Origin of the sequence: Rouxiella sp. T17 (assembly GCF_036663475.1) — a bacterium.
Lineage (GTDB): Bacteria > Pseudomonadota > Gammaproteobacteria > Enterobacterales > Enterobacteriaceae > Rouxiella.
Map to the genome: position 1 here is coordinate 1 of NZ_JAWUEA010000036.1, position 12,388 is coordinate 12,388.

The 12,388-nt window shown below is 53.0% G+C and carries 12 protein-coding genes; 8 read left to right on the plus strand and 4 right to left on the minus strand.

Translation table 11 applies throughout. The annotated features are described in order from the left end of the window. Positions 1-292 precede the first annotated feature (292 nt). From SC206_RS15110 to SC206_RS15120, 3 genes are read left to right on the plus strand one after another with little or no spacing between them, the layout of a single operon-like run. Positions 293-607 carry a YqcC family protein gene (locus SC206_RS15110; protein ID WP_332738276.1) on the plus strand — a complete coding sequence of 105 codons (315 nt, stop codon included), beginning with the start codon at positions 293-295 and terminating at the stop codon, positions 605-607. A 1-nt stretch (position 608) separates the two neighbouring features. Then, positions 609-1,379 carry a tRNA pseudouridine(65) synthase TruC gene (gene truC, locus SC206_RS15115; protein WP_332738278.1) on the plus strand — a complete coding sequence of 257 codons (771 nt, stop codon included), beginning with the start codon at positions 609-611 and terminating at the stop codon, positions 1,377-1,379. A 32-nt stretch (positions 1,380-1,411) separates the two neighbouring features. Further along, positions 1,412-1,867 (plus strand): flavodoxin, encoded by a 456-nt coding sequence (locus tag SC206_RS15120; protein ID WP_332738280.1) that lies wholly within the window; start codon positions 1,412-1,414, stop codon positions 1,865-1,867. Between the two features lie 127 nt (positions 1,868-1,994). Here SC206_RS15120 and SC206_RS15125 read toward each other — a convergent pair whose 3' ends face one another. The 4 genes from SC206_RS15125 to map all read right to left on the minus strand — a co-directional run bounded on the left by SC206_RS15125 (position 1,995) and on the right by map (position 6,982). After that, positions 1,995-2,384, minus strand: coding sequence for a DUF3461 family protein (locus SC206_RS15125; RefSeq protein ID WP_045049463.1), 390 nt, complete (start codon positions 2,382-2,384; stop codon positions 1,995-1,997). Between the two features lie 118 nt (positions 2,385-2,502). Then, complete coding sequence (dapD, locus tag SC206_RS15130; RefSeq protein ID WP_332738283.1) at positions 2,503-3,327, minus strand: 2,3,4,5-tetrahydropyridine-2,6-dicarboxylate N-succinyltransferase; 825 nt, start codon at positions 3,325-3,327, stop codon at positions 2,503-2,505. 58 nt (positions 3,328-3,385) lie between these two features. Then, complete coding sequence (gene glnD / locus SC206_RS15135; protein ID WP_332738285.1) at positions 3,386-6,082, minus strand: bifunctional uridylyltransferase/uridylyl-removing protein GlnD; 2,697 nt, start codon at positions 6,080-6,082, stop codon at positions 3,386-3,388. A 93-nt stretch (positions 6,083-6,175) separates the two neighbouring features. Beyond that, positions 6,176-6,982 carry a type I methionyl aminopeptidase gene (gene map / locus SC206_RS15140; RefSeq protein ID WP_332738287.1) on the minus strand — a complete coding sequence of 269 codons (807 nt, stop codon included), beginning with the start codon at positions 6,980-6,982 and terminating at the stop codon, positions 6,176-6,178. A gap of 432 nt (positions 6,983-7,414) precedes the next feature. Here map and rpsB point away from each other — a divergent pair, with 432 nt between their 5' ends. The 5 genes from rpsB to ispC all read left to right on the plus strand — a co-directional run bounded on the left by rpsB (position 7,415) and on the right by ispC (position 12,225). After that, positions 7,415-8,140 carry a 30S ribosomal protein S2 gene (gene rpsB / locus SC206_RS15145; protein ID WP_009638348.1) on the plus strand — a complete coding sequence of 242 codons (726 nt, stop codon included), beginning with the start codon at positions 7,415-7,417 and terminating at the stop codon, positions 8,138-8,140. Positions 8,141-8,351: 211 nt separating this feature from the next. Beyond that, the gene (tsf, locus tag SC206_RS15150; RefSeq protein ID WP_332738293.1) at positions 8,352-9,203 is read left to right on the plus strand and encodes a translation elongation factor Ts; all 852 of its coding nucleotides are present in this window, start codon (positions 8,352-8,354) and stop codon (positions 9,201-9,203) included. Positions 9,204-9,418: 215 nt separating this feature from the next. After that, positions 9,419-10,150, plus strand: a complete 732-nt coding sequence (pyrH, locus tag SC206_RS15155; RefSeq protein WP_045049458.1) for a UMP kinase — start codon at positions 9,419-9,421, stop codon at positions 10,148-10,150. Positions 10,151-10,240: 90 nt separating this feature from the next. Continuing rightward, the gene (gene frr, locus SC206_RS15160) at positions 10,241-10,798 is read left to right on the plus strand and encodes a ribosome recycling factor (protein ID WP_332738296.1); all 558 of its coding nucleotides are present in this window, start codon (positions 10,241-10,243) and stop codon (positions 10,796-10,798) included. 230 nt (positions 10,799-11,028) lie between these two features. Further along, the gene (gene ispC / locus SC206_RS15165; RefSeq protein WP_332738298.1) at positions 11,029-12,225 is read left to right on the plus strand and encodes a 1-deoxy-D-xylulose-5-phosphate reductoisomerase; all 1,197 of its coding nucleotides are present in this window, start codon (positions 11,029-11,031) and stop codon (positions 12,223-12,225) included. Positions 12,226-12,388: the final 163 nt, after the last annotated feature.

Below are 12,388 nucleotides of genomic sequence, written 5' to 3' on the forward strand. Positions count from 1 at the left end.
GGATTCTCAAGGGTGTTCGCTTAGGAACATCCTTGAGGCGGTCTGCGCCGCCGCGCAGTAAGCGAAGCGCATGCTTTTGAAGTTAAATTTGAATTTGAATTTGAATTTAAATTTGAATTTAAAGATTAAAGTTGAAGAACAACTCAAAATCTTGCTTTACCTGTATGAAAAACTAATAGTTAAATGATAAGGGCGACAGCCGAAACTTGGGGCACTGCCGCTTCAGTGCTATGCTTTGCCCCTTTTTAGCGCGCGACCGCAACCCGCACGCGTTCAATGCAGAGAGTGATTGATGAGTACAGAAAATCAGGTCCGCGAAATATTGCAGGATATTGAAAAGGTTATGCACGAGCTGTCCTTATGGCAGGCGATGCCGCCCGAGCCGGCAGCCTTTGAGAGCAAAGAGCCGTTTGCCGTCGATACCATGTCCGCCGAGCAGTGGTTGCAGTGGGTGCTCATCCCGCGCATGTATGCGCTGCTGGCCGCCGAAGCGAATCTCCCGACGCGTTTTGCCATCACTCCATATTTTGAAGTCGCGCTGCCGGGTCAGGATCGCCTGCACAACGCGCTGCAACACCTTGATGATTTGCTTAACATAGAAGACTGACATGCTGGAAATTTTGTATCAGGATGAGCATCTGATTGCGGTGAACAAGCCCGCGGGAATGCTGGTCCATCGCAGTTGGTTAGACAGGCATGAAACCGTTTTTGTGATGCAAACGCTGCGTGACCAGATTGGTCAGCACGTGTTTACGGTCCATCGTCTCGATAAACCGACGTCCGGCGTGCTGCTGCTGGCGCTCTCGAGCGACGTGGCGCGAATGCTGTCGCAGCAGTTCGAACAGCATGAAATGACTAAGATTTATCACGCTGTGGTGCGCGGATTTGTGCCAGAAGATGGCACGGTCGATTACGCGCTGACCGAAGAACAGGACAAGATTGCCGACAAGTTTTCGCAAGGCGAGAAAGCCGCGCAGCCTGCCGTCAGTCATTATCGCGTGCTGGCGCAGCGTGAAATGCCGGTAGCGATTGGCCGTTATGATTCGGCGCGCTACAGTTTGGTCGAGCTGACGCCCGAAACGGGTCGCAAACACCAGCTGCGTCGCCACATGACGCATCTGCGTCATCCAATTATTGGCGATACGGCGCACGGCGATCTCAAACAGAATCGCGGCATGGCGCAGCATTTTGACTGTCCGGGATTGATGTTACACGCCAGCCATCTGCGGCTGAATCATCCGGTAACCGGCGAGCCGCTCTCCATCACCGCACCCTGGGACAATCGCTGGCAGCAGCTGATCAGGCGTTTTGAGTGGCTGGGCTGCGTGAGCGAACTTGAAAGGGTTGAGTTTCCGGTAGAGTCGAGTCAGGATAGTTAACAATTTTGGAATAACCTAAGGGAGTTGGCGGCATGGCTGAGATTGGTATTTTCGTAGGCACCGTGTATGGAAACGCTTTGCTGGTAGCGGAAGAGGCGGAGACGCTGCTCAAGAAAAAAGGTCACGAGGTTAAAGTGTTCGAAGAGGGCACGCTCGAAGCCTGGCAGTATTATCGCCATCATTTTGTGCTGGTGATTACCTCGACGACCAGACAGGGCGATTTGCCTGACAGCATTGCGCCTCTATATAACGATATTCGCGATAAAGTCGGTTATCAGCCTGAGTTGCGCTACGGCATTATTGCCCTCGGTGACAGCAGCTATGATTTCTTCTGCGGCGGCGGCCACAAGATGGACGATTTGTTGCAGGAGCAGGGCGCCAATCGAATGGGCGATATGCTGGAGATTGATGCTATCGAGCATCCGGAACCGGAAATTGTTGCCCTGCCTTTCGTTGAAAAATGGGCAGCGCAGATTAATCCGTCTTAGGTTGTTGCTGGCTTATAGCCAAACCCTATTTGGAACCAAACAGTAGTTAACGAAAAAAAGGTCAGCGCATGATAAATGCCTGACCTTTTTTCTATTCGCAACAGAGCATTAAACACGATCACGCGACTTAGCGTCCGCTGGTCAGTTTTTCCAGATCGGACTCAATCTCGGTAATTTTGTTGGCAACAACGGACTCGAGATGACGCAGGTCATCAAGAATTTTGCGTTTAAGATCGACTTCAACCTGTTCGCGCTGGCAAATCTGGTCAAGCTCGTCGATGACATAACGCAGATTCGGGCTGATTTCGTTGATCTCTTTATAACCCTGACCGGCATTGTCGGCGGCGATAGTTTTGCGCTGACGCGGATACTTGAACTTCACGCTTTTGGCAAAGAACTCGCCCTTGTCTTTACGGAAATAGATTTTCAGTATGTCGTTGTTCGCCTCTTGGCGCAGGCTGTAACGATCGACGTCATCAGGGTTATTGACCCCTAAACCTTTAAGATTGTCATACATGGCAATACCTTCCTGTTTTTTACCGAGTAAAACGGTGGGAGATCTCAATCCGTCACAACGACGCGAAACGCCGAAAACGCCATAAAAAAAAGCGGGTTATTTAACCCGCTTTCTCAGTTTAGTCGATGGAGCGTAATAACTCATTCAGACCGGTTTTGCCCAGAGTTTTGGCATCAACCTTCTTCACGATGACTGCGCAGTACAGGCTGTAGGTGCCATCTTTGGAAGGCAGGTTGCCGGAAACAACCACAGAACCCGCCGGTACGCGACCGTAATGGATTTCGCCGGTTTCGCGGTCGAAGATTTTGGTGCTCTGGCCGATGTAAACGCCCATTGAAATCACGCAGCCGTCTTCAACGATCACGCCTTCAACGATCTCGGAACGCGCGCCGATGAAGCAGTTGTCGCCGATGATGGTTGGGTTGGCCTGCAGTGGCTCAAGCACGCCGCCGATACCGACGCCGCCGGACAGGTGAACGTTTTTGCCGATCTGCGCGCAAGAACCGACGGTGGCCCAGGTATCAACCATGGTGCCTTCATCAACGTAAGCGCCGATGTTAACGTAAGAAGGCATCAGCACCACGTTGCGGCCGATGAAAGAGCCTTTACGCACGGCAGCTGGCGGCACGACGCGGAAACCTTCACGCTTGAAGCGCGCTTCGTCATACTCGGCGAATTTCATTGGAACTTTGTCGTAGAAACGGTTTTCTGCGCCGTCCATGACTTCGTTGTCATTGATTCTGAAAGAGAGCAGGACGGCCTTTTTCAGCCACTGATGCGTCACCCACTCGCCGTCGATTTTCTCTGCAACGCGCAGTTCGCCGCCGTCGATTTTGTTGATGACCTGATTGATTGCATCGCGAGTTTCGCTGTCAACGTTGGTTGGCGTGATGTCTGCGCGGCGTTCGAAGGCCTGTTCAATAATGTTCTGTAAATGCTGCATATAGCTCTCTTTTAGAAATTTTGGTGATGTTGAAAAAAAGTCCCAAGCAGTACTTGTATCATATTTTGTCGAACGGGTTGAGCACCTCTGTCAATCTGTGCTCAATTTCACGACGTGTTTGCTTATCTAATGCACGACGTTCGCTGTTGGCAAGGATAAATAAATCCTCGACGCGCTCGCCGATGGTCGAAATTCTCGCGCCGTGCAGCGACAGCCCCAAATCTGAGAAGACTTCCCCGACGCGCGCCAGCAGGCCGGGTTGATCCAGCGCGACCAGCTCCATGTAAGTCCGGCGATCGGTGTGCGTTGGCAGGAAGCTGACTTCCGTCGGCACGCTGAAATTACGCAGTTTTGACGACGGACGACGCGCGCGCGGCGGCTGATACGCCTGCAACATTGCCTGTTCGAGCGCAAAACGGATCGCTTCGTGGCGATCGGGCGCGAGCGGGTTGCCGTCGGGCTCGAGCACGATAAAGGTGTCCATCGCCATGCCGTCGCGATTGGTAAAGATTTGTGCGTCGTGGATGCTCAGGTTGCGGCGGTCAAGCTCACCGGCAACGGCCGCGAACAGGTAAGGCTTGTCGGGGCTCCAGACGAAAATCTCAGTGCCGCCGCGCGTGGCCTGACGGCTGACCAGCACTAATGGCTTGGTCGAGTCGTGATCCAGCAAATGACGAGCGTGCCACGCCAGCTGATTCGGCGTGTGGCGCAGGAAATAGTCGGAGCGGCAGCGGCTCCAGATTCGGTGCAGCGCCTCTTCGTCGATATTGTCCATTCGTAACAGCGCGAGGGCCTGCAATCGATGATGACGCACGCGTTCACGCAGGTCCGGTGCGTGCTGAGCGCCGCGACGCAGCTGTTTTTCAGTGGCGAAATAGAGCTCGCGTATCAGGCTCTGCTTCCAGCTGTTCCACAGCGTTTCATTGGTGGCGCAAATGTCGGCGACGGTCAGGCAGACTAAATAGCGCAGGCGATTTTCAGTCTGCATCTCGGCGGCAAACTGCTGAATTTCAGTGGGATCCTGAATATCGCGGCGCTGCGCGGTGACAGACATCAGCAGGTGACAACGCACAAGCCACGAGACCAGCTGGCTCTCGTTTGAGGTCAGGCCGTGCAGCTCGGCAAACTCCTGCGCGTCGCGCGCGCCAAGAATCGAGTGATCGCCGTTGCGCCCTTTGGCGATGTCATGGAACAGCGCCGCCATCAGCAGCAGCTCGGGCTGAGGCAGGCGCGGGAACAGGTCAACGCACAGCGGATGGCGCGGGCGGGTATTTTCGTCGGCGAAACTCTCGAGTTTTTGCAGCACGCGAACCGTGTGCTCATCAACCGTGTAGGCGTGGAACAGGTCGAACTGCATCTGCCCGACAATCAGCCCCCACTGCGGCATATAAGCCCACAGCACGCTGTGACGGTGCATCGGCACCAGCGCGCGACTCACCGCGCCCGGATGACGCAAAATCGACATGAAAATCTCGCGCGCCTCGGGGATCATGCACAGCGGCGTTTGCATATGCCGACGGGTGCGGCGCAGCAGGCGCACAGTAGTCGAATAAATCCCTTTGATTTCGCGGTGGCGCACCATCAGATAAAACATGCTGATAATCGCCTGTGGCTGGCGGTCGAACAGCGTTTCGTCGCGCACGTCAATCAGGTCGCCACGCAGCTGGAAGTTGTCATCCAGCGGGCGCGGCTTTTCATTCGGGCCGATCGCCAGAATCGCCTCGTCAAACAGTTGCAACAGCATCTGATTCAGCTCGCCCACGCGGCGGGTCATGCGATAAAAATCTTTCATCATCCGCTCGACCGGCTCGTTGCCTTCGCCCTGATACTGCAACAGCTGGGCGACGTTAAGCTGACGGTCGAACAGCAGGCGATTGTCGTAACGGTTCAAAATCAGGTGCAGGGCAAAACGAATCCGCCACAGGAAGCTCTGACATTCGTTAATTTCGTTGCGCTCGGCTTTGGTGAGGAAACCAAAACTGACCATTTCGTCGAGCGACGTGGCGCCAAAATGACGGCGGGCAACCCACAGCAGCGTGTGGATGTCGCGCAGGCCGCCGGGGCTGCTTTTTATATCTGGCTCAAGATTGTAGCTGGTGCCGTGATAACGCTGGTGACGCTCGTTTTGCTCGTCGATTTTGGCGCGGAAAAAGCTCGGCGATGGCCAGAAACCGTCGCTGAAAATATGCTTTTGCATATTCAGGAACAGCGCAACGTCGCCGCAAATCAGCCGCGATTCAATTAAATTGGTCGCGACGGTGAGATCGGCCAGCCCTTCGAGCAGGCACTCTTCAAGCGTGCGCACGCTGTGTCCGACCTCAAGTTTGAGATCCCACAGCAGCGTGATCAGCTCGCCAATGCGCTGCGCCTGTTCGTCGTTAAGCCGTTTTTGGCTGAGCACCAGCACGTCGATATCCGACAGCGGATGCAGCTCGCCGCGCCCGTAACCGCCCACCGCGACCATCGCCGTTTCGGGGATTTGATCGAAACCGTAAAAAATCCACAGCCGTTGCAGCATCTGATCGATATAAAGGGAGCGCGCGGCGACCAGCTCTTCAACCCGTTGCCCGCAGTTAAACGCCTCGGCCAGCCACAGCTGGAATTCGTCCATGTGCTGCTTGAGCGACTGGCGGTTCAGCTCGTCGTCGGGATAAAGCGAAGGGGAGGGCGGTCTGTCGGGAAAGGCACGGGTAATTTCGACCGGCAGCGGCAACGCCAGATGAATCAGGTTTCTCGATAAAAACGAATCAGACATAAGTGCGCGGCCTATTGAGCTGTGGAAACAAAACGACAAGACACTGCGAAAAAAAGCCGACGTTTCGCCGGCTTGAGTCAATCAGAACGTCACTTAATTTGCCGCGACGGTGTCGTGAGTCAGGATGTTTGGTAACGTCTCATCCTTGCGCAGCGTCATGATTTCGCAGCCGTTTTCGGTGACAATAATCGTGTGTTCATATTGGGCAGACAGGCTGCGGTCTTTGGTTTTCACCGTCCAGCCATCTTTCATGCTGCGAATGCGGTAATCGCCCGCGTTGACCATCGGCTCGACGGTAAACGCCATGCCCGCTTGCAGCACAACGCCGCCATCATCGGCATCGTAATGCAAAACCTGTGGCTCTTCGTGGAAACCTTCGCCGATGCCGTGTCCGCAATATTCACGCACCACGGAGAATTTCTCGGCTTCGACATATTTCTGAATCGCCTTGCCGAGCGAGCGCAGGCGAATGCCCGGCTTGATCATTTTCAGCGCCAGGTAGAGGCTCTCTTGGGTGACACGGCACAGGCGCTCGCCGAGAATGGTCGGTTTGCCCACGATAAACATGGTGGAAGTGTCGCCGTGGAAGCCGTCTTTGATAACCGTCACGTCGATGTTCACAATGTCGCCATCTTTCAGCAGGCGGTCGTCGCTCGGAATACCGTGGCACACCACTTCATTAATAGAGATACAGACGGATTTCGGGAAACCGTGGTAGCCGAGACAGGCTGAAACCGCGTGCTGCTTGTTGGTGATGTGGTCGTGACAAATACGGTCGAGTTCGCCGGTACTCACGCCTGGCTTAACGAAGGGCGCGATAATTTCCAGCACTTCGGCGGCCAGACGGCCCGCGACGCGCATTTTTTCGATGTCTTGAGGTGTTTTGATTGAGATTGCCATGAAAGAATCCTGCTGATGTCGTGTTTTTGACGACCAATATTTCTACAGCCTTTATTTATGCCTGCGGGTCGTCAATAATTAACTTTGGCTTTATGGTATCAGCCTCGTTCTGACCTGCCAAATTATCATTCTCCCGCCGCGCCTTTGTTCAAGTTTTGTTGGTCTTGCGCCGCGAATTATGGTATAAAGCGCGCCGGCAATCACTGTATTGTCTCTGTAGAAAGGCTCCAGTCTTTTTGCAACGGATAAGAAGTGACTGAGCCGAATACTCACTCTTTTGTGTACTTATTGATTCAATAAGTAATAACACACACGTATCGACACCTGCGCCGGGGTGCTCTGGAATCGCCGTCTTCGGACAGCTTTTTACGGGGTCGGTTGCATGGGATACGTGGAGGCATAACCCCAAACATTTACTATAGAGGTTTTATCATGGCAACTGTTTCCATGCGCGACATGCTCAAGGCCGGTGTACACTTCGGTCACCAGACCCGTTACTGGAACCCGAAAATGAAGCCATTCATCTTCGGCGCTCGTAACAAGGTTCACATCATCAACCTTGAGAAGACCGTACCAATGTTCAACGAAGCTCTGGCTGAGTTGACCAAGATCTCTTCCCGTAAAGGTAAGATCCTGTTCGTTGGTACCAAGCGCGCAGCAAGCGAAGCGGTAAAAGACGCTGCACACAACTGCGACCAGTTCTTCGTGAACCATCGCTGGTTGGGCGGCATGCTGACTAACTGGAAAACCGTTCGTCAGTCCATCAAACGTCTGAAAGATCTGGAAATCCAATCACAAGACGGCACTTTCGAAAAGCTGACCAAAAAAGAAGCTCTGATGCGTACTCGCGAGCTTGCGAAGCTGGAAAATAGCCTGGGCGGTATCAAGGATATGGGTGGTCTTCCTGATGCACTGTTTGTTGTCGATGCCGACCACGAACACATTGCAATCAAAGAAGCTAACAACCTGGGTATCCCGGTATTCGCTATTGTTGATACCAACTCTGATCCAGATGGCGTTGACTTCGTTATCCCTGGTAACGATGACGCAATCCGTGCAGTAAATCTGTACCTGAGCGCCGTTGCTGCCACTGTCCGTGAAGGCCGTTCTCAAGATCTGGCTGTTCAGGCAGAAGAAAGCTTCGTAGAAGCTGAATAATAAGGTTTGTTCAATTACCCGATAGATTTCAATGTGCAGCAAGGCGGCAACGCACGGGCAGATTGAAAGACAACGGGTAATTAGCCCTTATTAACCAGGTATTGAATATGTTGGTTAGGGGGCCTTGATTGGCCCCCTTTGCTTATCTTAAATGCGAGAAATATTTCACTGCAAAAAGCCTTTTTGCACTGGGATAATCGAGGAAAATACAATGGCTGATATTACCGCTGCCCTGGTAAAAGAACTGCGCGAACGTACAAGCGCTGGCATGATGGATTGTAAGAAAGCTCTGGTTGAAGCTAACGGCGACATCGAGCTGGCAATTGAAAACATGCGTAAATCTGGCGCGATCAAAGCCGCTAAGAAAGCAGGCAACGTAGCTGCTGACGGCGTGATCAAAACCAAAGTTGAAGGCACCTACGGTCTGATCCTGGAAGTTAACTGCCAGACTGACTTCGTTGCTAAAGACGGTGGTTTCCAGGCGTTCGCCGATAAAGTGCTGGATGCTGCATTTGCTGGCAAAATCACTGACATCGAAGTGCTGAAAGCACAGTTCGAAGAAGAGCGTATCGCACTGGTTGCCAAAATCGGTGAGAACATCAACATTCGTCGCATCGCTGCTCTTGAAGGCGATGTGCTGGGTAGCTACCTGCACGGTGCTCGCATCGGTGTTCTGGTTGCTGCTACTGGCGCTAACGAAGAGCTGGTTAAGCAACTCGCTATGCACGTTGCTGCAAGCAAGCCAGAATTCGTCAAGCCAGAAGACGTGTCTGCTGAAGTGGTAGAAAAAGAGTACCAGGTTCAGCTGGACATCGCGATGCAGTCAGGCAAGCCGAAAGAAATCGCAGAGAAAATGGTTGAAGGCCGCATGAAGAAATTCACCGGCGAAGTTTCTCTGACTGGCCAGCCTTTCGTTATGGATCCAAGCAAGTCTGTTGCTCAGGTTCTGAAAGAGCAAAACGCTGACGTGACTAACTTCATCCGCTTCGAAGTGGGCGAAGGCATCGAGAAAGTAGAGACTGACTTTGCTGCAGAAGTTGCTGCAATGAGCAAACAGTCTTAATACTGGATTGATATAAAAACGGAACCGCTGAAACTGGCGGTTCCGTTTTATCGAATCTTAAATTACCTGCAAATTCTGCCTTCAAGGTATAATTTGGAGGTAAATTTCAGGCAGTTGAATCAGGCATATCACTGATGTCTGATGACATCACAGGATTTGTGATGCAAAAAAAACGACCATCCCAACACGACACATTGCTTCTTAGGACAGACACCATGGCGACCAATGCGAAACCCGTTTATCAGCGTATCCTGCTAAAACTCAGTGGCGAAGCCCTGCAGGGCAGTGAAGGTTTTGGTATCGATGCGAGCGTTCTGGATCGCATGGCACAGGAAGTAAAAGAGCTGGTAGAGCTGGGCATCCAGGTGGGTGTAGTGATTGGCGGCGGGAACCTGTTCCGCGGTGCCGGTCTTGCTCAGGCAGGAATGAACCGCGTCGTGGGCGACCACATGGGAATGCTGGCTACCGTGATGAACGGCCTGGCAATGCGTGATGCACTGCACCGTGCCTATGTGAACGCGCGCCTGATGTCGGCAATCCCGCTTAACGGCGTTTGCGACAACTACAGCTGGGCCGAAGCTATCAGCCTGCTGCGTAACAACCGCGTCGTGATTTTTGCCGCCGGTACGGGCAACCCCTTCTTTACTACCGATTCTGCGGCCTGTCTGCGCGGAATCGAGATCGAAGCCGATGTGGTGCTGAAAGCCACTAAAGTTGACGGCGTCTTCTCGGCGGATCCGGTCAAACACCCCGATGCCACGATGTTCGATCACCTGACTTATCAGGACGTTCTTGAGAAAGAATTGAAAGTCATGGACCTTGCCGCCTTTACGCTGGCTCGTGACCACAATCTGCCGATTCGCGTTTTCAACATGAACAAGCCTGGTGCACTGCGCCGCGTGGTCATGGGCGAGAACGAAGGTACGCTGATTTCCAAAAGCGAATAACCTGTTGTTCCGAAAACGACCATTTTGACTCTTCACGGACTATAATCTTGTTATGGTCTGCCAAGTAACCCGTTTCTAAAGGTTCGCAACGTGATAAATGATATTAGAAAAGACGCTGAAATCCGTATGGGTAAATGCGTAGAAGCATTCGAAAGCCACATCGGTAAAATCCGTACCGGCCGTGCATCGCCAAGCCTGCTCGACAACATTATGGTTGAATATTACGGGGCTAAAACGCCACTGCGTCAGCTGGCAAACGTCGTTGCAGAAGATGCGCGCATGCTGGCCGTTACCGTGTTTGACCGTTCAATCAGCGCTGCGGTCGAGAAAGCTATCATGACGTCAGACCTGGGCCTGAACCCGATGTCTGCCGGCGCCACTATTCGCGTGCCACTGCCTCCGCTGACTGAAGAGCGTCGTAAAGATCTGATCAAGATCGTACGTGGCGAAGCAGAGCAGGGCCGTGTTTCCGTGCGTAACGTGCGTCGCGATGCCAACGATAAACTGAAAGCGTTGCTGAAAGATAAAGAGATCAGTGAAGACGAAGATCGTCGTTCTCAGGATGAAATCCAGAAAATGACCGACATCTTCATCAAGAAAGTGGATGTCGCGTTGAGCGAGAAAGAAGCCGAGTTGATGGATTTCTAATCGTCACTCGCTAAAGTCTGAAAGCGTCGCAATTGCGGCGCTTTATTTTTTTGAAATTATCCCCTCTAAATCGCTTATACTTCAATGTAAGTTAAGTATTTATCCGTAAACTCGTTCTCCTTCCGTTGATGTGAATGACAGTAATGTGCGGCTGATTCTGATAGACAAGCGGCGCAATGAGTAACAGACTGTGTCACCTCCGATAATGACTTTCGCTATTGAGTAACTTCATGAAGCAACTGACTATCCTTGGCTCCACGGGCTCCGTTGGCACCAGTACGCTTTCCGTGGTGCGTTCCAATCCTGAAGCCTTTGCCATTCGTGCGCTGGTCGCCGGTAATAATGTCAAAATTATGGCCGAGCAGTGCCTCGAGTTTTCTCCAAAGTTCGCCTCAATGTCCAGCGAGGCTTCTGCAAGCGAGCTGAGGCAGATTTTGCAGGCGCAGGGTTGTAAAACCGAGGTAATGTCGGGCATGCACGCGGCCTGCGAGCTGTCGGCGCTGGATGAAGTGGATCAGGTAATGTCGGCCATTGTCGGCGCAGCAGGGCTGTTGCCTACGCTGGCGGCGGTCAAGGCCGGGAAGCGCGTGTTGCTGGCGAATAAAGAGTCGCTGGTCACCTGCGGACGCATCTTTATGGATGCCGTGCGCGAAAACAAAAGTCAGCTTTTGCCTATCGATAGCGAGCACAACGCGATCTTCCAGAGTCTGCCAGAAACCGTTCAGCAACAGCTGGGCTACGCTTCGCTGGCCGATAACGGCGTGTCGCGCATTATTTTGACCGGCTCGGGCGGACCTTTCCGCGAATTGCCGCTGAACGAGTTCGACGCCGTCACGCCGGAGCGTGCCTGTGCGCATCCAAACTGGTCGATGGGCCGCAAGATCTCCGTAGATTCGGCGACCATGATGAACAAGGGGCTGGAATATATCGAGGCGCGCTGGCTGTTTAACGCTTCCGCCGAACAGATGGAAGTGATTATCCATCCGCAATCGATGATTCACTCCATGGTGCGTTATGTCGATGGTAGCGTGCTGGCCCAGCTGGGTTCGCCAGACATGCGCACGCCTATCGCCCACGCCATGGCGTATCCAAAAAGAGTGGCGGCGGGCGTCGAGGCTCTCGATTTCTGCAAGATGGGCGCGCTGACCTTTAACGAGCCCGATTACGAGCGCTACCCGTGCCTGAAGCTGGCCATCGAGGCGAGTCGGACAGGACAGGCGGCAACCACGGCGCTCAACGCGGCCAATGAAGTGTCGGTGGCGGCGTTCCTCGACGGGCAGATTCGCTTCGGCGACATCGCCCGAATCAATCAGCAGGTGCTGGAAAAATCACTGCCTGACGAGCCGACCTGCGTCGATGAAGTATTAGAGATAGACCGCGCGGCAAGAGAACGCGCTTTGTTGTTATTACAGACATTTACTCTGTAATATTATGCGTCATTGTTTGAGGTCGTTTGTTCGAGCAACGTTGAAATGATATAGTCTGCGCCTCCTGACGACGCATTAATGTGTTTAATGGCAGTACTTCTCATTATTTGGTAGGTTGAAAGTCAGGTGAAGCCGTGCCCGAAAGGTTTACGGATTTCAATGA